Here is a 20,200-nt window from a genome sequence, read left to right as displayed (position 1 = left end):
TCAATACAGGGGCGGCCGCGCGGAAACACGGCCGCCCTTTTGCATTATTCCGCCACGCAGTCGGCGAAATAGTGGGTCAGCCCGTCAGGGCCGGTCTCCTGCACCAGCCCGTGAATGTCGGTCTCGAACCCCGGGCATTCCCGCCCGAAGGCGCGGTTGAACTTCAGGTATTCCACGATCTTCTTGTTGAACACCTCGCCCGGGATCAGCAGCGGAATCCCAGGCGGGTAGGGGGTCACCAGGCTGGTGGTGATACGCCCCTCCAGATCGTCGATCGGCACCCGCTGGGTGGTGCGCCGGGCGATATGGCTGAAGGCATCGCTTGGCTTCATTGCCGGGGTCAGGTCGCTCAGGTACATCTCGGTCGAAAGCCGCGCCACGTTGTTCTTGGCGTATAGCGCATGCACATGCGCGCACAGGTCTCGCAGGCCCATCTGCTCATACCGCGGCTGGCTGGCGCAAAACTCCGGCATCGCCCGCGGCACGGCCAGGTTGCGGGCAAAGTCGTCCTTGAATTGCTGCAGCGCGCTCAGCAGCGAATTCCAGCGGCCCTTGGTGATGCCGATGGTGAACATGATGAAGAAGGAATAGAGCCCGGTTTTTTCCACCACCACGCCGTGCTCGGCCAGGTATTTGGTCACGATCGAGGCCGGGATGCCCCAGTCCTCGAACCGGCCGTCCAGGTTGAGGCCCGGGGTGATGATGGTGGCCTTGATCGGGTCCAGCATGTTGAAGCCCGGCGCCATGTCACCAAAGCCGTGCCAGCTGTCCTCGCCGCCCGCCTGCACGCCGTCGGCATCGGTTCTCCTCAGAACCCAGTCTTTTGTGCTGCCGATGCCGTCCTCGGCCAGATCCTCCGGGCCCCAGACCTGGAACCACCAGTCATCGGCGCCGTATTCTTCGTCGACCTTGCGCATGGCGCGGCGGAAATCCAGCGCCTCCATGATGCTTTCCTCGACCAGCGCGGTGCCGCTCGGCGGCTCCATCATCGCCGCCGCCACATCGCAGCTGGCGATGATCGAATACTGCGGGCTGGTGGAAGTGTGCATAAGGTAGGCCTCGTTGAACAGATGCCGGTCCAGCTTGGTCTCCTCGCTGTCCTGCACCAGCACATGGCTGGCCTGGCTGATCCCCGCTAGCAGCTTGTGAATGGACTGGGTGGCATATGTCACCGAGTGCTTGGTGCGCGCCCGCTTGCGGCCCATCGCGTGGTAGCTGCCGTAGAACGGGTGGAAGGCCGCATGCGGCAGCCAGGCCTCGTCGAAATGCAGGTTCTCGGTATAGCCGTCCAGCTGCCCCTTGATCACCTCGGTGTTGTAGAGCACCCCGTCATAGGTGGACTGAGTCAGCGTCAGGATCCTCGGTTTCACCGCGTCGGCATCCACATCCTCCAGTAGCGGGTTGGCACGGATCTTTGCCTTGATGCTGCCGATTTCGAACTCTGAATGCGGGATCGGGCCGATAATACCCCAGTGGTTGCGGGTCGGCTTCAGGAACACCGGGATGGCACCGGTCATGATGATCGAATGCAGGATCGACTTGTGGCAGTTTCGGTCCACCACCACCACGTCGCCCGGTGCCACCGTGTGGTGCCAGACCATCTTGTTGGAGGTCGAGGTGCCGTTGGTCACGAAATAGCAGTGATCGGCGTTGAAGATCCGCGCCGCGTTGCGCTCTGACGCTCCGATCGCGCCGTTGTGGTCCAGCAGCTGCCCCAGCTCCTCCACCGCGTTGCAGACGTCCGCGCGCAGCATGTTTTCGCCGTAGAACTGGTGGTACATCTGCCCGACCGGGCTCTTCAGGAAGGCCACGCCGCCGGAATGCCCCGGGCAATGCCAGGAGTAGGAGCCGTCCTCGGCATAATCCAACAGCTTCTTGAAGAACGGCGGCTGGATGCTCTCCAGGTAACTCTTCGCCTCGCGGATGATGTGGCGCGCTACAAACTCCGGCGTGTCCTCGAACATATGGATGAAGCCGTGCAGCTCGCGCAGGATGTCATTGGGCAGGTGGCGGCTGGTCTTGGTCTCGCCGTAGATGTAAATCGGCACATCAGCGTTCTTCCAGCGCACTTCCTCGATAAACGTGCGCAGGGCGACTACCGCGGGGTCCAGATCCGGTCCGGGGGTGAACTCCTCGTCATCGATCGACAGCACAAAGGCGCTGGCGCGGGACTGCTGCTGCGCATATTGCGAAAGGTCGCCGTATCCGGTGACGCCCTGCACCTCGAACCCTTCATCCTCAATGGCCTGTGCCAAGGCACGGATGCCGGAGCCTGAGGAGTTTTCGGAGCGGAAATCTTCGTCAATGATGACAATGGGAAAGCGGAATTTCATGCTGTTCTCCTAGCGGGTATCCAGCCCTGTTTTTGAGGATACAGGCTGCCCGCAATGATGCAACGCCCGCAGCAGGGCGCAGTTCGCGTTACGCCTATCCGTAAAGGCCGCCAAGAGGGCATGTGCAGAATTCGCTGGCTTTTGATGGGCAAATAATTGACATTGTCAATTATCATGACTCAGACACCCTTCCACCTGCACCAATCCCTCGGCTACCAGATCACCATGCTGGCGCGTGTGATCGAACGCCGTTTTGAACAGCGCATCGCCGAATACGGGCTGACCCGTGTCACCTGGTGCGTGCTGCTGGCCGCAGGGGAGGAAGGGCTGGCGACCCCGTCCGGGATCGCGGACTTCATCGGCATCGACCGCACCGCCACCTCCCGCGCCTTGCGTCAGATGGAGGCCGGCGGGTTGATCACCCGCCGCAGCGGAGAGGGCGACGGGCGCTCAATCCGGGTGGCGCTGACCGCCGCGGGCCAGGCGGCGCTGCAGGCGGTGCTGCCCATCGCGCAGGAGAACGCGGCGTATTTCGAGGCCAAACTGAGCGGCGCAGAACTGTCCGCGCTGCGCCACTCCGCCGTCAAACTACTGCAGGACGAGCCGCGCATCGTCGCCAAGCTGTAACTCAAAGGGGCCATCCATGGGCAAATTGTTTTCCTACCGCAACCGGCCCGTGCACCTGGGTCCGTACCCGATGGAGACCCTGACCCGGCAGGCCGGGCCGGAAGGACTGGACGCACTGCCGCCGCTGGCGCAGGTCAGCTTCCGCCGCCCCGATGCGCCGCTCTCCCTCGTCAACGCCATGCGCGATTACCAGGCGATGCTGGACGCCACCCGCGAGGGACTGGTGAAAAAGGAACGCGCCGAAATTCCCGCCAGTCTGCATGAACGCAGCGATCATCTGAAGTCCTTTGGCTACTTCTGCGACGCCTCGCTTGCTGGTGCCTGCGCGGTGCCCTCCAGCACTTGGCTGGACGCGCCGCTGGTGAACCCGGATGTGGCAGCGCTGGAGGAAACGCTGCGCAGCAAGCAGACCAAGACCTTTGCCTCCGGCATTGACGTGGTTATGGCGAACTTGCGTGAGGCGATGCAGGCCCCGCCCGCGGACTGCCGCCACCACACGCACGCGCTGGTCTATGTCTACGAATTCCCCCGCGACCCCGAGGCCGGGGAAGATGGTTCTGACTGGCTGCCGGATGCACAGGGCCAGCGCGCCTGCCTGCGGGCGGCGGAAACCGTGGTGACGCTCGCCAACTACATCCGCCTTCTGGGGTGGGAGGCGCGCGCCCATACCGGTGCCGCCAGTGATGTGCACCTGGGCAAGCTGGCGGTGCAGGCGGGGCTTGCCACCTATGAGGACGGCGTGCTGACAAACCCCTTCCTCGGCAGCCGTTTCGGCATCGCCGCCGTCACCACCACCTTGGAGCTGGCCGCAGATCTGCCGCTGGTACCGGGACAGACGCCGGGGCTCAAATACCGGCTGGGCCTTGGCGCCCACGCCAAAGGCGCCGCCACCCGCGACCCCTATGCCAAGCGCCGTTTCATGGACGGCCCGCACCCGTTCGAGACCCTGAAGCGGGTGGCAGACCCCACCACTTATATTGACGAGGTGAACGTCGCGCGGGTCCCGAAACGCGCCGACATGTTTGCGCGTTCCCTGTTCGGCGACCTCGGCAAAGGCCCGCAGGAGGCGGCGAAGAACGGCAATTATGTCCGCAAGTCCTCCTCTGCCTTTGCCTTTCGATCCTCGCTTGCGGCCTTCGTGTTGCTGCAGGACGGCGAGCCCGTGCCGCAGGTTGACCCCAGCGCCGCCGATGCTGCACGCAACGCCGCCAATATCAAGGCGGCGGCCTATTTCCTTGGCTGCGACGCGGTGGGTATCTCACGCTGCCCGGACTGGGCCTACTACTCCCACGACGCGGCGGGCGACCCCTTGGCGCCCTACCACGAAAACGCCATCAGCATGATCATCGACCAAGGCCACGAAACGATGGAGGGCGCCTCCGGCGACGACTGGATCGCCTGCGCCCAGTCGATGCGTGCCTACTTGCGGTTTTCTCTGCTGGGCGGGGTGATCGCGCAGCAGATCCGCAACCTCGGCTATACCGCCCGGGTGCATTCGGTGATGGACGGCGAGGTGCTGCAGCCGCCGCTGCTGCTGCTCTCCGGCCTCGGCGAGGTCTCCCGCATCGGCGAGGTGATCCTGAACCCCTTCCTCGGCCCCCGCCTGAAATCCGGTGCCGTCACCACCAACCTGCCAATGGCGCATGACAAGCCGGTAGATTTTGGCCTGCAGCGGTTCTGCGAGGCTTGCAATAAATGTGCCCGCGAATGCCCCTCCGGTGCCATCACCGCCGGGCCCAAGCTGATGTTCAACGGCTATGAAATCTGGAAGTCCGACAGCCAGAAATGCACCACTTACCGCGTCACTGTGCCCGGCGGCGCAATGTGCGGCCGCTGCATGAAGACCTGCCCCTGGAACCTGGAGGGCCTGTTTGCCGAGGCGCCGTTCCGCTGGGCCGCGATGAATGTGCCCGGCAGTGCGCCGCTCTTGGCAAAGCTCGATGACGCGCTGGGCAATGGCGAGGTGAACGGCACCAAGAAATGGTGGTGGGATCTGGAGATGGTGGAGGATGGGCCCTATGCCCCCTCGCAGCATCCCGTGAACGCCCGCAAGCTGTCCAAGGACCTTGACCTGAAATTCGAGGATCAGACCCTGGCGGTCTACCCCGCACCGCTGGCCCCGCCGCCTTATGCCTGGCCCGCGCCGATGGACCGCGAGGCCGGGATCGCCGCCTATCAGGCGATGATCCCCGCAGCGGAGCACAAGCGCCGCCGCGCGCAGGGCCTGCCGCCGGAGCATGTCTATACCGCAGACCAGGATGATGCGCCGGTGATGCGCGTGCGTCTGTCGAAGGTGGAGCACATGACGGCAGCCGTCACCAAGTACGAGTTCTCGCTGCCGGACGGCGCCCCGCTGCCTCCGGTCACTGCAGGTGCCCATATCGACGTGGTCGTCGCGCCGGAGTTCTTTCGCCAGTACTCGCTGTCGGGCGATCCGGCGGACTGCACGAAATACCAGATCGCGGTGCTGCGCGAGGACACCGGGCGCGGCGGATCCAGACTGATGCACCGGATCTTTGAAGAAGGCCGGATGGTGTTCATCTCCAAGCCGATCAACCACTTCCCGCTGGTGGAGGATGCCGCCAAATCCTACCTGATGGGGGGCGGTATCGGGGTGACGCCGATGATCGCGATGGCCCACCGGCTGCACGCGCTGGGCCGGGATTTCGAGTTCCGCTACTCCTGTTCGAAAATGGCAAATGCCGGGTTCCTGGAAGACCTACGGAGCGTCCCCTGGGCGGGCAAGGTGCATCTGCATTTCTCCGATCAGGGCACCCGCGCAGACCTGAACGAAGTGCTGCAATACGTGCCCGGCAGCCACGTCTATACCTGCGGGCCGGAGGTCTATATGCAGGCCGTGCTGGAGGCGGCAGAAGCCAATGGCTTCCCGGAAGAGGCCCGCCACATGGAATACTTCTCGGTTCCCGAACAGCCCGAATACGAAAACCATCCCTTCACCCTGAAGCTGGCGAAATCGGGCCGCAAAATCCTGGTGCCGGCGGAAAAGACCGCCACCGAGGCGCTGGCCGAAAGCGGTATCCACGTGGATGTGAAATGTTCCGACGGCATCTGCGGCGTCTGCAAATGCGGGCTGATTTCCGGCGATGCAGAGCACCGCGATTTCGTGCTCTCGAACAAGCAGCGCGAGGGGGCCATCATTCTTTGCCAGTCCCGCGCGCAGGCGCCGGAAGGCGTGCTGGAAATTGACCTCTAGGCGGCAGGCCTGACAGCAAACCTGGCGGCAGGCGGCGGCTCAGAACGGCTGCCGCTCTCCCAGCAGATAGCGGGCCAAGTCCACATAATCAAACGCCAGCGACACCGCGATCACCGCGCAGACCATCAGGATGATCCGCCGCGGCCAGGCAGGCATGTCCGGTCGCGCCCGCTGACGCCACAGCCAGACCGCCAGCGGCGTCCACAGGATCACATGGGGCAGCCCCAGAAGCCGCACATATCCCAGCTGCCCGTAGATCCAGTAAACTCCGCCGCCCGCCAGCAGGCTCGCTGCCACCGTCACCAGTCCGGCGATCCGGCTGGGCTTCCAGATCAGCAGTGCCAGCGGCAGCACAAAGGCGCCCAGAAACAGGATGTTGACCCAGATCTGCACCCACTGCGGCTGGGTTGCAATTGCCTCTTCCAATGTCATCGCACGGCCCTCCCGCTCGCGACCCTAGGCAAGGGCCGTCCGCGCGGCAAGCGCTACAGTGCCGGGCCTTCGCGCATCTTGTCCTGCTCTTCCGGCGTCGGCGTATGGTTGAACACATAGGCCGTGCGGCAGGCCTCCTCGCCGCCCAGTTCCACGATCCTGCGGCGCTGGTCCGCAAAGGCACGGGTGTTCACTTCATCCGGATCGCAGATTGCCCGCAGCCGCTGCTCGCCTTCCGCCAGAGCCGCCCTGATCTCCGGGTTATGCATCCCGTCCTTCGCCCGGTTCATCTGCTCATGCGGGTCGCCTTCCAGGTCGAACAGCTGCGGCTGCATCCCGGCGTAATGAACGTATTTCCACTTGCCCCAGCGCACCATGAATGCGCCGGTTCTCGAACCGCCGTCATGGTATTCGCTGAACCCGGTGCGGCTTTCGTCATAGGGTGCATTGGCAATCACGCGCAGCGAGACGCCCGGCAGTTCCGCATCCTCCGCCACGCCGCAGACCTCGCGTGCGGTGGCGGCGATGTCGGTCAGGCTGGTGCATGTCGCCACCATTTGCCCTGCCGGAATACCCGGCCCGGCGGCGATCATCGGCACCCCGGCCGATTGCTCGTACATCACCTGCTTGGTCCAGAACCCCTGGTCCCCCATCATGTCGCCGTGATCCGACACATAGAGGATCACCGTGTTCCCCAGCTGGCCGCTTGCCTCCAGCGCCCGGATTACCCGGCCGGTGCAATGATCCATGAAGGACGTGAGCCCGTAATAGGCCGCCTTGGCTTCGCGCATCTTCTGTTCGTCGAAGTAATCATCGTAGTTGAAGAAGGCGGCGATATTGCGCAGCTCCTCGTGATCCGGCAGGCCCGCGCCATAGCCCACCGGCAGGTCCATTTCTGCCGGGTCGTACATACTGTACCACTTCTCGGGGCAAGTCAGGGGATAATGCGGGCTGACCAGCGACACAAACGCCGCCCACGGCTGCCTCTTCCGCCTGGGATCGGCCAGCCAGGCCTCCGCCGCTTCCGTGATCGCCAGGTCGTAGTCGGTATAGCTGCTGCTGCCCGCGCCCACATCGCCGGCCAGTTCCGCCGCCGAGTCATAAGGCGGCGGGTTCTCCCGCAACAGCCCGACGGCCCAGCCGACACCGCCGACCACATGCATCGGCAGGATTTCCTCGGAGAACCCGTTGTCATCCTCGGCAGAGCGGAAATGCAGTTTGCCGATCGACACCACCTCGCGGCCCGCGTCGCGCAGCGTATGCATCCAGCTGCGCGGGCTGCCAGCGTAGGGGGTCGCGCTGTCCCAATGCCCCGACTTGTGCACCCAGTTGCCGGTGGCCAGTGCCGCGCGGGTGGGCACGCACATGGGCGAGGGCGTATAGGCCGCGGTGAACATCGTGCCTCGCGCCGCCAGCGCGTCTAGGTTCGGCGTCTTCACAATCGTGTGGCCCGCACAGCCCATCGCATCCTTGCGGTGCTCGTCCGAGATGATGACAAGGAAATTCGGCTGCTGGCCCATCTATGCCTCCCTTTCGGCTGCTGCTCCCAGACTGACGGCAAAAGACGGCGTGTGATTTCCAGTTTGCGGCATCCGGGCGGCGGAATGCTTTCTTTTTCCAGCCAGAAGCATCCGCTTGAGATTTGAAATGTTATGACATAACAACGTGACTCGCGGAGGCAACACGAGGCAGAGTGATCATGGCGACGACGGGTGACAGTGAAGCGGCGGGTTTCCGGGCTTCCGCTGAGGAGTGCGGCCGCAATGGCTGACCGCAGACCGCGCCGCAACCTGGTGTCCCGGCTCAAACGCAGGCGCCGGGCAGGGGATCCGATGCAGGCCTATGATGCCTTGCCCCCGGGGTTGCGGCAGTGGCTGGCCACCGCCTGCCTGCCCTGGAGCCCGGCCTCAGCCCTGAAGATCTGGAACAAGGCGGGCGGCAGCCGCGATCCCGGCGCGGCAGCGGCCCGGCTGGACGCCGCCGAACAGGCCATGCTGCGGCGCGACGCAGGCGTCTGGGATTTGCGCAGGTGACGGCTTCATCGTGCCCGGCAGGGGGGGGGCGGGCCTCCTGCCAGGTTGAACCCTCAGGCGGTCTTCTTCTCCGCTTCCGCCGCGGCATCAAATTCCGCCCGCGCGGCATCAATCACCGGCAGATGCTCCAGCGCCCACAGCCCCAGCGCCTTGACCGGCTCTCGGAACGATTCACCCAGCGGTGTCAGCGCATACTCCACCTTGGGCGGGATCGTCGGGTAATAGGTGCGGCTGACCAGCCCGTCGCGCTCCAGCTCGCGCAGGGTTAGGCTCAGCATCCGCTGGGAAATGCCCAGATGCCGCTTCAGCTCATTGAACCGCAGCACGCCGTATTGCGCCAATGAGATCACGATCAGCACGCTCCAACGGTCGCCGACCCGCGACAGAACTTCGTTGATTCGGCCGCATTCCGGGCATTGCCCCTGCGCCATGGTGGTTCCCTCCGTGTAACCGGGGCTCAGGAATGTGCCTTCTTGTGCCCTGTACGGTACCGCTTATATAGCCGGTTACAAATTTATACCACCTTTCAGACAAGGCCCGAAAGGACCGGAGAAATGAGCAAGAGCACCCTGATCGAGAAGCTGAACTGGCGTTACGCCACCAAGAAGATGGACCCCTCCAAAGCGGTCCCGCAAGAGAAGGTCGACCAGATCATCGAGGCGATCCGCATGGCGCCGACCTCATCCGGCACCCAGCCGTTTGAGGTGTTTGTCATTACCAACCCGGAGATCCGCGCGCAGATCCGTCCACATGCCTGGGACCAGGCGCAGATCACCGACGGCTCGCATCTCATCGTCTTTGCCGCCTGGGACAACTACTCCGAGGACCGCATCGACGCCGTCACCCGCCAGATGACCGAGGAACGCGGCGAGGTCCCGATGCTGAACCAGTATTACGAGAACCTCAAGGCGACCTACCTGCCGCGCGAGGCGCGCACCAATCATGACCACGCAGCCCGCCAGGCCTATATCGCGCTGGGATTCGCGCTGGCCGCCGCCGCCGAGCTGGAAGTGGACAGCACCCCGATGGAGGGCTTCACGCCGGAGAAGATCGACGAAATCCTGGGCCTCAAGGACAAGGGCCTGCGCTCGGTCCTGCTGCTGCCGCTCGGCTACCGCGCCGAAGAGGGCGACTGGCTCTTGCCGATGAAAAAGGTGCGCAAGTCCCGCGAAACCATCGTGACTGAGATCGCCTGAGAGCGGTCAGGAAAGAAGGCGGGCGGCATTCGGGGCCGCCTGCCTGTGCCGATGATCTGCCTCATAAGGCGGCCGATTTGAGGAGGAAACCTTTAATAGACTGATTTCAGGCTACATTAACAGCTGGGCGCTATTGTATAGCACGGCTCTTGCCGCATTCTGAGGGCCGCAGAGTGGAGTGATTTTGCCAGGGGCAGCCTAAGCGATGTTCAGTTCTGATTTCTCCGCAGGTGATTTGCAGCCGGAGCTGAAGAGCATCTTCTTCACTTGGAAGAGCGCCATGTTGGACGGTGCTTTTCCAAGGCTGACAGAGCTTGGGTTGCCCAATGCTGAAAACGCGCCAAGCATCCTGTCCATTTTTGAGATCGAACGCACTGCAAGCGGGATACTGTCCGATTTCAAGGCACTTTATGTGCGCAGCAGGCTCAGCAACACGCTGCGCGACAAATTCGTTGGCACCCGGCTCTCCGAACATCCTGGGTTCGGCCCCGGCTCGATGATCTGGACCGGCTTTGCAGAAGCCGCTTCCTCCCGCCAGCCATTGCATGCGTCGCTGCCCTATGTCGGCCCGCTGCCAGCCTACCGGAGCACGTCCGAAATCTATCTTCCGCTGCTCGGGGAGGGCGCTGAAGTCGAATACCTGCTAATTGCCGTTGTCCTGCTGGAACAGGACTACCAGCACCGGAGGCTGGCCGGGCGCGGCCCTGACCGGCGCTAGGGCCTTCCGCTCCAGGCGGTGTAAATGCGGTTCCGCCTTGCCATGCAGGGCTTTTCCCTTGCGCAACCTTGGGAATCCGCCTATATCGCGCGCTGTCAGAACATGGGCGGCGAACGCCCGGGCGGCATATCTGAGCAGGGCTGGGGACTACCTCGGCCCTTTGTGTTTGTTTGATCAGATATGCTCCGGGCCACGTTCTGGACTGGCTTAACCAAGACCGGCGGAGACAACCGCCCGGCCAGAAACACTAGTAAAGGAAACCTGAGACCTCATGGCTCAAAACGCATCGATGGAGGAATTCGAAGCCCTCCTGAACGAAAGCTTCGAAATGGACACCCCGGACGAAGGTTCGGTTGTCAAAGGCAAAGTGCTGGCAATCGAAGCCGGCCAGGCCATCATCGACGTCGGCTACAAAATGGAAGGCCGCGTTGATCTGAAAGAATTCGCAAACCCCGGCGAAGCGGCTGAAATCGCAGTCGGCGACGAAGTGGAAGTCTTCCTGCGCGCCGCTGAAAACGCCCGTGGCGAAGCTGTCATCTCCCGCGAGATGGCCCGCCGCGAAGAAGCCTGGGACCGCCTGGAGAAAGCCTACGCAGACGATCAGCGCGTCGAAGGCGCGATCTTCGGCCGCGTCAAGGGCGGCTTCACCGTCGACCTGGGTGGCGCTGTTGCGTTCCTGCCCGGCTCGCAGGTTGACGTGCGCCCCGTGCGCGACGCCGGCCCGCTGATGGGTCTGAAGCAGCCGTTCCAGATCCTGAAGATGGACCGCCGCCGCGGCAACATCGTTGTGTCCCGCCGCGCGATCCTCGAAGAGTCCCGCGCCGAGCAGCGCGCCGAAGTCATCGGCAACCTGTCCGAAGGCCAGGCAGTGGACGGTGTCGTCAAGAACATCACCGAATACGGTGCGTTTGTTGACCTGGGCGGCGTTGACGGCCTGCTGCACGTCACCGACATGGCATGGCGCCGTGTGAACCACCCGTCCGAGATCCTGTCGATCGGCGAAACCGTCAAGGTTCAGGTCATCAAGATCAACAAAGAGACCCACCGCATCTCCCTGGGCATGAAGCAGCTGCAGGAAGACCCGTGGGATCTGGTTGGCGCCAAGTACCCGCTGTCCTCCGTGCACAAGGGCCGCGTCACCAACATCACCGATTACGGTGCATTTGTTGAGCTGGAGCCGGGCGTCGAAGGTCTGGTTCACGTGTCCGAGATGTCCTGGACCAAGAAAAACGTCCACCCGGGCAAAATCGTCTCCACTTCCCAGGAAGTCGACGTCATGGTTCTGGAAATCGACGGCGCCAAGCGCCGCGTGTCCCTGGGCCTCAAGCAGACCATGCGCAACCCGTGGGAAGTCTTTGCTGAGACCCACCCGGAAGGCACCCAGGTCGAAGGCGAAGTCAAGAACATCACCGAATTCGGTCTGTTCATCGGCCTCGACGGCGACATCGACGGCATGGTTCACCTGTCCGACCTGTCCTGGGACGAGCGCGGCGAAGACGCGATCCAGAACTACCGCAAAGGCGACATGGTTTCGGCCGTTGTCTCCGAAGTGGACGTTGAGAAAGAGCGTATCTCGCTGTCGATCAAAGCCCTGGGCGGCGACAAGTTCGCTGAAGCCGTGGGCGGCGTGAAGCGCGGCTCGATCGTGACCGTGGAAGTGACCGCAATCGAAGACGGCGGCATCGAAGTGGAATACGAAGGCATGAAGTCCTTCATCCGCCGCTCCGACCTGTCCCGCGACCGTGCCGACCAGCGCCCTGAGCGTTTCTCGGTTGGCGACAAGGTCGACGTGCGCGTGACCAACGTCGACTCCAAGACCCGCCGCCTGGGCCTGTCCATCAAGGCGCGCGAGATCGCGGAAGAGAAAGAAGCAGTGGAACAGTATGGCTCCTCGGACTCCGGCGCATCGCTGGGCGACATCCTGGGCGCCGCACTGAAGTCGGGCGACTAATAGTCCCCGGCCTCACGGCTCGAAAACAGAAAGCCCCGCAGATCTCTGCGGGGCTTTTTGTTTGTCTGGCGGGGAAATCCTCGGGGGATCCGGTGAGCTACAGGGCGGGGCGCGCCGCCGCGCCTGAGCCGCAGAAACCGGCTTATTTCGGGGGTGCCATCCCGGTGCTGACAAACACCGCGTTTTCGATTTTTTCTTCGATGTTCTCTTCGATCGTCCCGTTGCAATCCTCGCCGCCGAAGAGCCTTGCGGCATTGTGCGAGAACTCCTCGAGGCCCGCCGGCGCGCTGACGGCCGACGCATTCACCAGCATTTCCTGTGTGCGGCTGCTGATCTCGCACACTGCCATTCTGGCCAGTGAAAGCTCTGTTTCCAGGCCTGAGTAATCATCGCGCAGGGCAACCAGTTCTTGTTTGGCCTCGTCGCGCTCGATCTGGGCCAGTTCGAGCCTGGTGCGCAGGTCGTCCTCCAGCGCATCAAACAATACGGCGCGCTGTTCCAAATCGGGCAAGCCCCAAGAGGCGGCCTCGGCGAAATCCATGAAAGAGGCTGCGATCTCCGCGGTGATGTCGGTGCAGGAATCGGTCACCGGCTCTATGCCGTCGAAGCCGGAGTATTTCCATTTCCGCGGGGCTTCGCGCCACAGGAATTCGGATTGGGGAACCGAAATGCCGTTGATGCTGCGGTCGCGGGTCACGGCGATCAAGCTGTCGCTGTACTGGACGCTGGCATCCGGAAATTGGGGCGATTTCAACTCCTGATCAATTGCCCAGACAAAAGACAAGAAGCCAACCTTTTCGCACATCATTGCGCGGGCGCCTTCTTCGAATGCATTTGCAACCTGAACGCCGGGCATCTCCGGCTCTATGTATTCCTCACCATTTGCGGTGCTGCCGATGACGGCAATCGCAGCTAAAAGCGCTAGCTTCGCCGGAGCAAGCGGCCTTTCATTTCCGTGAAATCCGAAAGGTGAAGCCTCTTGTTTGTTCATGCTGCCTCCAGTCCTCAAGATATTGATTACCTGTGTGGTTCAGCCTTCAACATGTTGGGGTAGTTGCCAAGTTTTTGGAAATTTCGAACGTTGTTTGCGATCCAGTGACACATTCTTGCCATAGTGCCTGCAGACGGCTTGGCGGCGAAATTCAGGCTCAAAACCGGGAAAACCTGCCAAAACTTCTGCCGTGCAGCCCTATAAATACCAAAACCGGGCGAAACTCCGAATTGCCGGGAACCGGCTAATGCTTTCTTTGACCCGCAATGCGTGTGTCAGTTGCCAGCGGTTGGCAGCCGGCGCAGAACCTGCCCGGCATTCGCCGCCAGTATCACCATGTGCCGCGCAGTTCTGTGCCCGTTAGTCCCAGGCCGGCTGCGGCATAGCCCAATTAAAATCTCTGGCCGGAGAACCGGCGGGCCCGTACCGGCCTCCTAGTTCGGTCGCACCGCCACTAGCACGACGCCCAGCTCCTCTTCCAGCTCCTGCAGCCTTTTCAGCTGATCCTCCGGTAGCGTCGCAGTGTCGGCTTCAACCCCGGCAAGCGCTACCACCGGGCTGCCGATATCCTTTTCCAAGCTCTTGATCGCGTCGAGTTTATCGGCCTCAAGCGTGGCAAGCGGGTACAGCATGGTGGTCTCCTCTTTGTCGATCACGGCAAGTATAGCCGATTTTTCCGTTTCGGGGCTGGTTGATTGAAGGGCCGCAGAAGCAGCAATGCCAGCCGGACACGGCAAGGCCATTCCCGTCCGCCAAAACGAAAAAAGCCCCGGCAGATGCCGGGGCCTTCCGTGTTACACGCCGGTTCAGGCGTTCTGCGCGTTGTCCGCATGGGTGACGACATCCGGCTCCAGATCCCAGATCTTGCCGTCCAACCCGTCGATCTGGTCGTCCTCGGACACTTTCAAGCCGACGGTCCGCTCCAGGATGAAGGACAGCACAAGCGCCGTCACCACACCGGTGCCGATGCAGGCGGCCGTGCCGATCAGCTGCATCACCAGCGAGATCTCGCCGTGCTGGAACGCATAGGCGCCTTCCTCGATCCCGAAAAAGCCGCCGCGCGGGGTTCCGGCCTTGAACAGGCCCAGCATCACCATGCCCAGGGTGCCGCAGCCCAGGAACAGCGGGAACAGCTTGTGCTCGTCGATGCCGCGCTTCAGCGTGAACTCATAGACCGCATAGGCCGCAAAGGGCGCCACCAGGCCGACGATGAAGGCCTGCCAGGGCAGGTAGACATCAAAGCCGGACGCGCCAGCGACATAGCCCGCCAGCGGCCCCAGCAGGGTATAGGCGTATTTGCCGGTGCTATAGGCGATCAGCAGCCCGGTGATGGCGCCGCCGGCCCAAACCATGGCGTAGTTGTTGATCGCGATGCCGACACTGGTGTCGGCCATGGTGACGCTGACCGCCAGCGCTTCGGGATCAAAGAAGAACAGGCAGGACAGGATCACCATAGGCAGGCCGGCAAAGATCAGCAGCAGGCCCGGCGCGCACAGGCCGATGCTCGGTGCCAGATAGGCCGAGATCCGCGGGTGCGGTTCCATCATGCCGGGGCGCGCGCCCAGTTTCGGGGTGAACACCAGCGCCATGCCGGCCGGGAACAGGTAGACAAAGCCGACGCCGAAGAAGTCGTGAAAGCCCGCATTGGTCAGCGGCCCGACCGAGCCCCAGGTCGCCCAGCTGAGCGCCGAGGACACCACCGCGGCCACGATGCAGGTGATGAAATAGGCCGCGGCCTTCATCCGCTCGGACACCGCGAAATGCAGCAGGATGTTGATGATCCCGGCAAACACCGCCAGGAAGAAGATGAAGATCTGGAAAGTATTCAGCCCCGGAAAGGTGGCCGGGTCGGTGTGATGCGCCAGCGCATTGGTCATGGCGCCGCCAAGCCACCAGTCATTGATGGAATCCATCATGGTCGCGCCTTCCATGATGTAATACTGCCCGGCCCACAGGCCAAAGCCGATGAAGTAATATGTGGCAAAGCCGAGGAAGAACCCCAGCGTCTTTTCGATGGTCGAGTTGAACAGGTTCCGCCGCCGCGCGGTGCCCGCGTCAATCAGCAGCAGGCCGACAACGACCAGGATGGCCCCGACGATTCCCGATGCATAAAGGATGTTCTGCACCAAAGAGTTCAGGGTGACTTGCTCTACATGTATCGCGCTCATGTCCAATGGCATTTCCAGTTTTCTCCATGTTGGTTTGTCTTCTTGCCGGTTGTTGGCCACCGGCTTTGACAGGCCGGCCTGCGCTGCGCCGGAAGGGCAGGGCGTGCCGGTTCGATAGGCACCAGGTCCAGCCAGCTGATGTGACGCGCCTAGTTTAGAAAAGCATGGGCGATGCGGGGCGCTTTACAATGAAAAATTTTACTTTACGGAAATAAAGTTTCATATGCGGCATCTGGGGCCGGCAGATGACGCATCTCGCGCTGCTGAACAGGTGAACTGCCGCATTTCGGGCACAGCCGCAGGCGGCTCGCAACTCCCGAATCAAAATGCGGGCCAGCCGCCGGAGGGGGGCGGATGCCGCGCCGCGGCGGCGCTTTGCCGCCCTGGATTGGGCGCTTACGGGCTGAAAAGGTGGTGAAGAGCCGCCGATTTGCCCGTCAAACCCGCGGCATTTTGTTCCCCCATGCACGAATTTTTCCTATACTCTCAGAATAATAGCCAAAACATACCGGCATCCTGGGAGGAAAAAGAACATGATCCGCTCTGAGTTGATTCAGAAGATTGCAGATGAAAACCCGCACCTGTATCAGCGGGATGTAGAGAGGATCGTGAACACGGTGTTCGAGGAAGTGACCGATGCCATGGCCCGCGGCGACCGGGTCGAACTGCGCGGCTTCGGCGCCTTTTCGGTCAAGAAGCGGGACGCGCGGGTTGGCCGCAATCCCCGCACCGGCGAGACGGTCAATGTCGAGGAAAAACATGTGCCGTTCTTCAAGACTGGCAAGCTCTTGAGGGACCGCCTGAACGGGAAAGCCTGATGCGTTACATTCGCTACGCGGTTCTTGGGGCGCTGGCCATCGTGCTGGTGTCCGTTTGTCTGGCCAACAGCACGGTGGTCGAGCTGAAACTGATGCCTGTGGCCTTGGCGGAACTTTTCGGCTTCAACTACAGCATTGCGCTGCCGCTGTTTGTGGTGGTGCTGGGCGGGGTTGGCGCCGGGCTGGTGATCGGTTTCCTTTGGGAATGGATCCGCGAGCACAAGCACCGCAGCGAGGCCGCCCAGAAAGCGCGCGAGGCGCGCAAGCTGAACCGCGAAGTGACCCGTCTCAAGAAGCAGAAGAACGAAGGCAAGGACGAGGTCCTGGCACTTCTCGAAGACGCGAACTGAGCCTGTCATGACGGACATCCGGGTCAAGATCTGCGGGCTCAGCACCCCGCAGGATGTGGCTGCCGTTGCCGCAGCGGGGGCCGCCTATGCGGGATTTGTGTTCTTTCCGAAATCGCCGCGCAATGTCTCCATCGCCCAGGCCGCCGCGCTAGCCATCGAGGCGCCCATGGGCCTGTGCAAGGTGGCGCTGACGGTGAATGCCTCGGACGCGGAGCTGGATGCCATCACCGGCGCGGTGCCGCTCGACATGCTGCAGCTCCATGGGCGTGAAAGCCCGGAGCGTGTGGCCGAGGTGCGCGCCCGCTACGGCCTGCCGGTGATGAAGGCGGTGGGCATCGCCGATGCCGCCGACATTCCCCAGATTGCGCTTTATGAACAGGTGGCCGACCAGCTGTTGATCGACGCCAAACCGCCGAAGGAGGCAGAACTGCCCGGCGGCAACGGCCTCGCCTTCGACTGGCGTCTGCTGGCGGCGCGCAAATACTGGCAGAAACCCTGGATGCTGGCCGGCGGGCTGACACCGGAAAATGTGGCGGAAGCGATCCGCATGACCGGCGCCCGCCAGGTCGATGTCTCCTCCGGCGTCGAAAGCGCGCCGGGTGAAAAGGATGCGGACCTGATCGAGGCCTTTACCAAGGCGGCCCACGCCGCCCGCGGCTGAGGGCTCGCACCGCTGCGGCCTTCTGCTATGCCGCTGAGGGCGGGATTTGAGAGATTTTTAAAGATGAAAATACCAGGCTTGCGCCTTCATCTTTCCAAAAATACTCACTGTCTAGCGGTTGTCCCAAGGCGCAGTGCCCGAGGTGTTGCGCACCCTGCGTGCGCTGGCCTCACCTGATCTTAAGCGGCCAATGCCACACTCTCCCCTGATCGCGGTCACCGCCGGGCCTGACACCCCCGGCACCTTGGAACAGGGCCCTTTGGCAAGGGCGCGCAGAGACAACGTTCAGCGTGCGGGAGGAACCTCCCGTCCCGCCTCCGCCCCTTGGCGGCGCCGCCAATCTACACCTTCCAGCCTGAAGGACAGGCAGCAGACCATAGCAAAAAAGGAACACACCGGCAGGGCAGGGGCCCTGGCCGGATCGAACCGGTTGCGCAATCTCCCTTTACCAAGGCGCTGCCGCGCTATAGTCATGGCGGGCGCTGCGAAAGTGAGGGAAGAACCATGGCCGACGATCTTTTCAACAGCTTCATGAACGGTCCGGATGAAAACGGCCGTTTCGGCATCTTTGGCGGGCGTTTCGTGTCGGAAACCCTGATGCCGCTGATCCTGAGCCTCGAGGAAGAATACAACAAGGCCAAGGACGACCCCTCCTTCTGGGCCGAGATGGACGCCTTGTGGAAACACTACGTCGGCCGTCCCAGCCCGCTGTACCACGCCGAGCGCCTGAGCGCTGAGCTGGGCGGCGCCAAAATCTACATGAAGCGCGACGAGCTGAACCACACCGGGGCGCACAAGGTGAACAACGTGCTGGGCCAGATCCTGCTGGCACGGCGCATGGGCAAGACCCGCATCATCGCGGAAACCGGCGCCGGCCAGCACGGCGTGGCCACCGCCACCGTCTGCGCCAAGTTCGGGCTCAAATGCATCGTCTACATGGGGGCCCATGACGTAAAACGCCAGGCGCCGAACGTGTTCCGCATGCGACTCCTGGGCGCCGAGGTGATCCCGGTCACCTCCGGCCGCGGCACCCTGAAGGACGCGATGAACGACGCGCTGCGCGACTGGGTGACCAACGTGCGCGACACCTTCTACTGCATCGGCACTGCGGCCGGCCCGCACCCCTATCCGGCGATGGTGCGCGACTTCCAGTCGATCATCGGCAAGGAAGTCCGCTGGCAGCTGGCGGAGCAGGAAGGCGAAGGCCGCCTGCCGGACACCGTGATCGCCGCAATCGGCGGCGGCTCCAACGCCATCGGCCTGTTCTACCCGTTCCTGGACGATCCGTCGGTCAACATCATCGGCGTAGAGGCAGGCGGCAAGGGCGTTGATGACCGGATGCAGCACTGCGCGTCGCTCACCGGCGGCCGCCCCGGTGTGCTGCACGGCAACCGCACCTATCTGCTGCAGGACGAGGACGGCCAGATCCAGGAAGGATTCTCGATCTCCGCGGGCCTCGATTACCCGGGCATCGGGCCGGAGCATTCCTGGCTGCATGAAACGGGCCGCGCACAGTATGTTTCGATCACCGACAAGGAAGCGCTTGAGGCGTTCCAGCTCAGCTGCCGCACCGAGGGCATCATCCCGGCGCTGGAGCCTTCCCACGCGCTGGCCCATGTGACCAAGATCGCGCCGGACCTGCCCAAAGACCACATCATCGTGATGAACATGTGCGGCCGCGGCGACAAGGACGTGTTCACCGTTGCCAAGCACCTGGGGTTCGACATGTCCGACACCGAGGAAGGCCGCACATTCGAGGAATAAGGCAGGCGGGTTCCGCATCTGCATCAATAAAGAAAGCCCCGGGAAATCCGGGGCTTTTCTTTATCCGGGTTACCGCAGCGACCGCAGCACCTGATTGCGCTGCAGGGTTTCCTCCTCCATGCAGGCCCAGTAGAACATCGCCGCCGCGCTGCCGCCCGAGGATCGCTCCGGCAGGCAGGTGGCGTCGCGCCGTTTCAGCCAGGCGCGCTGCTCTGCCAGCAAGGCCTGGCCAGTGCCGCGGGCATCCGCCGCCGGCTTTACTTGCTTCCACAGGCGGTTCAGCTCATTGTCGGCAATCTGCCATTTTTCCTTGGCGCAGAAATTGGCGTCGATCTGGGTCTGGCCATTGCAGGTGGATTGCGCGGATGCCGCAGCGGGGCAGAACGCGGCCAAGAGGAAGAGGATCCGCATCATGTCCGGTCTCCTTCTCCGCGGGTGTTTCAGGCCGGATCGGCGGCGTAGCTTTGCAGCACGCTCAGCGGCACCACGTCCAGCGCCCGGATGTGGGTCGCCTCCAGCTGCACCTTGGGGGCGCAGCCCTCGTCGGCGGCCTGCAGGAACCGCGCGGCGCACAGGCACCAGCGGTCGCCGGGTTTGAGGCCGGAGAAATTCAGGCCCGGCAGCGGCGTCGACAGGTCGTTGCCGACATACTTGGAAAAGGCCAGGAATTCGGCCGTGGTCACCACGCAGACGGTGTGGCTGCCGTGGTCCTGATCGCAGGTGTTGCAATGGCCGTCCCGGAAGAATCCGGTGACCGGTGCGTTCGAGCAAGGCTCCAGCGGCCCGCCCAGAACGTTGATACTGTCATCTTTTTCCATGAAAGCCCTGCTTTCTGTACGTGCCCGGGTAAGAGTAGTGCAAATTCGCGTCCCGTCCCGGAATTCCGCCCCGGGGCGGCGATCCCCCTGACTGGATGCCGCCGGTCAGTCCCGCCCTTGCGGAAA

Annotated in this window: 19 protein-coding genes; 10 read left to right on the top strand and 9 right to left on the bottom strand. The window is 62.9% G+C overall.

Annotated features, from left to right (window positions below):
* Positions 1-44: 44 nt before the first annotated feature.
* Entirely contained in the window at positions 45-2,333 is a 2,289-nt protein-coding gene (locus tag LHL23_RS12885) for an arginine/lysine/ornithine decarboxylase (protein ID WP_226430137.1), read from the bottom strand.
* Between the two features lie 174 nt (positions 2,334-2,507).
* Between LHL23_RS12885 and LHL23_RS12880 the strand changes: the two genes are divergently transcribed.
* Together LHL23_RS12880 and LHL23_RS12875 are read left to right on the top strand one after the other, a co-directional pair.
* On the top strand, positions 2,508-2,960 hold the full coding sequence (locus LHL23_RS12880) for a MarR family winged helix-turn-helix transcriptional regulator (protein ID WP_226430136.1): 453 nt from the start codon (positions 2,508-2,510) through the stop codon (positions 2,958-2,960).
* Positions 2,961-2,976: 16 nt separating this feature from the next.
* Positions 2,977-6,174: a 2Fe-2S iron-sulfur cluster-binding protein gene (locus tag LHL23_RS12875; RefSeq protein ID WP_226430135.1), complete on the top strand. Its 3,198-nt coding sequence runs from the start codon at positions 2,977-2,979 to the stop codon at positions 6,172-6,174.
* Positions 6,175-6,213: 39 nt separating this feature from the next.
* On the opposite strand, the gene LHL23_RS12870 is transcribed toward LHL23_RS12875, so the two are convergent.
* On the bottom strand, positions 6,214-6,606 hold the full coding sequence (locus tag LHL23_RS12870; RefSeq protein WP_226430134.1) for a hypothetical protein: 393 nt from the start codon (positions 6,604-6,606) through the stop codon (positions 6,214-6,216).
* Between the two features lie 53 nt (positions 6,607-6,659).
* Positions 6,660-8,126 (bottom strand): sulfatase-like hydrolase/transferase, encoded by a 1,467-nt coding sequence (locus tag LHL23_RS12865; RefSeq protein WP_226430133.1) that lies wholly within the window; start codon positions 8,124-8,126, stop codon positions 6,660-6,662.
* Positions 8,127-8,369: 243 nt separating this feature from the next.
* Between LHL23_RS12865 and LHL23_RS12860 the strand changes: the two genes are divergently transcribed.
* A complete protein-coding gene (locus LHL23_RS12860) occupies positions 8,370-8,639 on the top strand; it encodes a DUF6525 family protein (RefSeq protein ID WP_226430132.1) in 270 nt (89 codons plus the stop codon).
* Positions 8,640-8,692: 53 nt separating this feature from the next.
* Here the strand turns inward: LHL23_RS12860 and LHL23_RS12855 are convergent, their stop codons facing one another.
* Positions 8,693-9,070, bottom strand: coding sequence for a winged helix-turn-helix transcriptional regulator (locus tag LHL23_RS12855; protein WP_226430131.1), 378 nt, complete (start codon positions 9,068-9,070; stop codon positions 8,693-8,695).
* Between the two features lie 123 nt (positions 9,071-9,193).
* On the opposite strand from LHL23_RS12855, the gene LHL23_RS12850 reads away from it, so the two are divergent.
* The 3 genes from LHL23_RS12850 (at position 9,194) to rpsA (ending at position 12,504) form a co-directional block, all read left to right on the top strand.
* Positions 9,194-9,835 (top strand): NAD(P)H-dependent oxidoreductase, encoded by a 642-nt coding sequence (locus LHL23_RS12850; RefSeq protein WP_226430130.1) that lies wholly within the window; start codon positions 9,194-9,196, stop codon positions 9,833-9,835.
* A 205-nt stretch (positions 9,836-10,040) separates the two neighbouring features.
* Positions 10,041-10,553 carry a hypothetical protein gene (locus LHL23_RS12845; RefSeq protein ID WP_226430129.1) on the top strand — a complete coding sequence of 171 codons (513 nt, stop codon included), beginning with the start codon at positions 10,041-10,043 and terminating at the stop codon, positions 10,551-10,553.
* Between the two features lie 271 nt (positions 10,554-10,824).
* Positions 10,825-12,504 carry a 30S ribosomal protein S1 gene (gene rpsA, locus LHL23_RS12840; RefSeq protein ID WP_065269590.1) on the top strand — a complete coding sequence of 560 codons (1,680 nt, stop codon included), beginning with the start codon at positions 10,825-10,827 and terminating at the stop codon, positions 12,502-12,504.
* Positions 12,505-12,646: 142 nt separating this feature from the next.
* Here rpsA and LHL23_RS12835 read toward each other — a convergent pair whose 3' ends face one another.
* The 3 genes from LHL23_RS12835 to LHL23_RS12825 form a co-directional block, all read right to left on the bottom strand.
* On the bottom strand, positions 12,647-13,495 hold the full coding sequence (locus LHL23_RS12835; protein ID WP_226430128.1) for a hypothetical protein: 849 nt from the start codon (positions 13,493-13,495) through the stop codon (positions 12,647-12,649).
* 434 nt (positions 13,496-13,929) lie between these two features.
* Entirely contained in the window at positions 13,930-14,151 is a 222-nt protein-coding gene (locus tag LHL23_RS12830; protein WP_226430127.1) for a hypothetical protein, read from the bottom strand.
* A 150-nt stretch (positions 14,152-14,301) separates the two neighbouring features.
* Complete coding sequence (locus LHL23_RS12825) at positions 14,302-15,663, bottom strand: ammonium transporter (protein WP_226430126.1); 1,362 nt, start codon at positions 15,661-15,663, stop codon at positions 14,302-14,304.
* 494 nt (positions 15,664-16,157) lie between these two features.
* Here LHL23_RS12825 and ihfB point away from each other — a divergent pair, with 494 nt between their 5' ends.
* From ihfB to trpB, 4 genes are all read left to right on the top strand, one after another.
* Entirely contained in the window at positions 16,158-16,481 is a 324-nt protein-coding gene (ihfB, locus tag LHL23_RS12820; RefSeq protein WP_226430217.1) for an integration host factor subunit beta, read from the top strand.
* Positions 16,481-16,831, top strand: a complete 351-nt coding sequence (locus LHL23_RS12815) for a lipopolysaccharide assembly protein LapA domain-containing protein (protein WP_226430125.1) — start codon at positions 16,481-16,483, stop codon at positions 16,829-16,831. Before ihfB ends, LHL23_RS12815 begins: the two co-directional genes overlap by 1 nt.
* A gap of 7 nt (positions 16,832-16,838) precedes the next feature.
* Positions 16,839-17,492 carry a phosphoribosylanthranilate isomerase gene (locus LHL23_RS12810; protein ID WP_226430124.1) on the top strand — a complete coding sequence of 218 codons (654 nt, stop codon included), beginning with the start codon at positions 16,839-16,841 and terminating at the stop codon, positions 17,490-17,492.
* Positions 17,493-17,996: 504 nt separating this feature from the next.
* Positions 17,997-19,256, top strand: a complete 1,260-nt coding sequence (trpB, locus tag LHL23_RS12805; protein WP_226430123.1) for a tryptophan synthase subunit beta — start codon at positions 17,997-17,999, stop codon at positions 19,254-19,256.
* 69 nt (positions 19,257-19,325) lie between these two features.
* On the opposite strand, the gene LHL23_RS12800 is transcribed toward trpB, so the two are convergent.
* Complete coding sequence (locus LHL23_RS12800) at positions 19,326-19,670, bottom strand: lysozyme inhibitor LprI family protein (RefSeq protein WP_226430122.1); 345 nt, start codon at positions 19,668-19,670, stop codon at positions 19,326-19,328.
* A gap of 26 nt (positions 19,671-19,696) precedes the next feature.
* A complete protein-coding gene (locus LHL23_RS12795; protein ID WP_226430121.1) occupies positions 19,697-20,074 on the bottom strand; it encodes a DUF2237 family protein in 378 nt (125 codons plus the stop codon).
* Positions 20,075-20,200: the final 126 nt, after the last annotated feature.

Origin of the sequence: Leisingera sp. McT4-56 (genome assembly GCF_020514995.1) — a bacterium.
Classification (GTDB): domain Bacteria; phylum Pseudomonadota; class Alphaproteobacteria; order Rhodobacterales; family Rhodobacteraceae; genus Leisingera; species Leisingera aquaemixtae_A.
The sequence above is the reverse complement of the archived record's forward strand: the minus strand, read 5'-3'. Positions and strand labels throughout refer to the sequence as shown.